1 protein-coding gene is annotated in these 2,053 nt (G+C 32.8%); it reads right to left on the bottom strand.

What is annotated here, in order from left to right:
- The coding region (locus F6K22_RS18630; RefSeq protein ID WP_293100904.1) for a hypothetical protein at window positions 1–1,846 on the bottom strand (1,846 nt) is incomplete at its 3' end.
- Window positions 1,847–2,053: the final 207 nt, after the last annotated feature.

Raw genomic sequence — 2,053 nt, 5'->3', positions numbered from 1 at the left:
CAAAACTTTCCTCCTCAAAAATCAAGAAATTTTCTGGCACTTGTTGGTTAAAGTTAGCAGCAATATTGATGCTAGTGAAATTTTCTAATGTGACATCAAGTTCTGTTAGTATGTCAATATCAATTTCTAGCTGCTCTGTTGCAATATCAAATGGTGTAAATAAGTCTAAGCTTTCAATAGAGAAATCACTAATATTTTCTATCTCTATTTCTTGAATGAGCTGAAACTCAGTACCATTGAATAATACTAACTGAGTAGTACCTTCAATCTCAGCTAACAGTAGAACCGGACTTTGACCTACTAGCACTGCCAAGCGTTGTTGCATAAGTTCAAAACTAGCAAAAGTTTCTTCCACAAAAATCAAGAAACTTTGTTGAACTACTTGGTTAAAATCGGCAGTCACATTAAAGCTGGTAAAAGTTTCTGCTGTGACACCTAATGATTCTAAGAGACTAGCATTAATTTCTATTCCATCATCATCCTCATCATCCTCATCGTTACCTACGATCAAGATATTATCTATGTCAATTTCTACATCTGTTTCTTCATCAGTAGAAAAGTTAGCAATAACTTCAACTGTACCTTCTCGTGAAAAAGCTAAAACAGTATTGTCTGATTCATCAGTATAAGTTAATAAAACTGAGCCAGTTATACCTAACTCAGTTAATCGTATTTCGACTTCTTCTATAGAAGCAAATATTTGGTCGATAACTAGAAAATTAGCGTCTTCTACCTGTTCAGCAGTAGTAAATACTGAAACTAATACTCTTGTTAAATCTTCATTTGTCAGAGCACCAAAATCTTCTGAACGTAATTTGATAATGTCTGTATCATCGTCAAATTCTTCAATTGTAAATCCGCCTTCAATTGTTTCAAGAATGAAGAATTCATCAGGATTATCTGTAGCAGAAACAATATTATTATCTGCTGTTACTTCGATTTCATTGAAGAGACTCAGGTTAACACTACTAAATAATTCTATATCAGATAGAATTTCATCAAATTCTTGAATAATAGTAATTCCTTCTGAACTACCATCTGAGAATAGTAAAACAGTTTTATCCCCAATGTTAGCAACAGCTAGAGCAGCATTACTACCAACAATAATGCTTAATCTTTGAACAAAATCTTCTATGTTTTCAAATGCTTCTTCTGAAAAAAGTAGTAATTCTTGTGTTACCGGAGTGACATCATCAGCACCTATAACAACGCTGGTTAGAGTCTCTAAAGTAACTCCTAATTCTTCAAGTATAGATACACTAATTGATACTTGATTTTGATTACTAATTGAGAAATTATTCGTACTAATATTCAGATTTTCAATTGTAAATGCTTCGAGATTAGATACTGTTTCGTACTCAGTAATAATGTCTACTTCATCACCATCAAAGGATGCTAAAAATGTGTTCTCTGCTGTACTGAATAAAAATAAAGCTGTGCTGCTAAATTCAATATCTTCTAACAGTTGTTGCAGCACTGTAATATCGGTTATTTGTTGTGAAATAACGAAAAAATTAGCATTAAGGTCTATATTACTAAACTCTATAGTATTTCCATCAATTGATATTTCAGGTATTGATATTTCAATATCTTCTAGACTAATATCTAGGAATTCCAATATAGATGATTCAAGACTGATAACTCCTCCTGTACTAAAATCAATTCCTGTACCACCATCATCATTGAATTCAGGAGAGTCAACTGTTACATACTGAAAATTCTCAGGACTTAATTCTCCTTTTTTGACTGAGACTCTGGCAAGAATATCAGTTACATCACCTCGGAGGTAAGCTAATGTACCTTTTTTACCATTGTCGTCTTCATCAAAAAAGATAATAGTTGGCAAGTTTTCATCTATGTTGAGACTATCTAAGAAATTTGAATCGCTCAGTAAAGTAGCTACATCTTCACTATCAACATTAGTAGATGTAACAAAATTTATGCCTTGAGTGTTATTGGGGTCAAATACTTCTGCAAGAAGACAATAGTATCATCGTCAGCTTCTAGATCGCTAATTTCATCTATACCTTCACCAAGCGCTGTATAAACAAAG

Origin of the sequence: Okeania sp. SIO2F4 (assembly GCF_010672385.1) — a bacterium.
GTDB lineage: Bacteria > Cyanobacteriota > Cyanobacteriia > Cyanobacteriales > Microcoleaceae > Trichodesmium.
The sequence above is the reverse complement of the archived record's forward strand: the minus strand, read 5'-3'. Positions and strand labels throughout refer to the sequence as shown.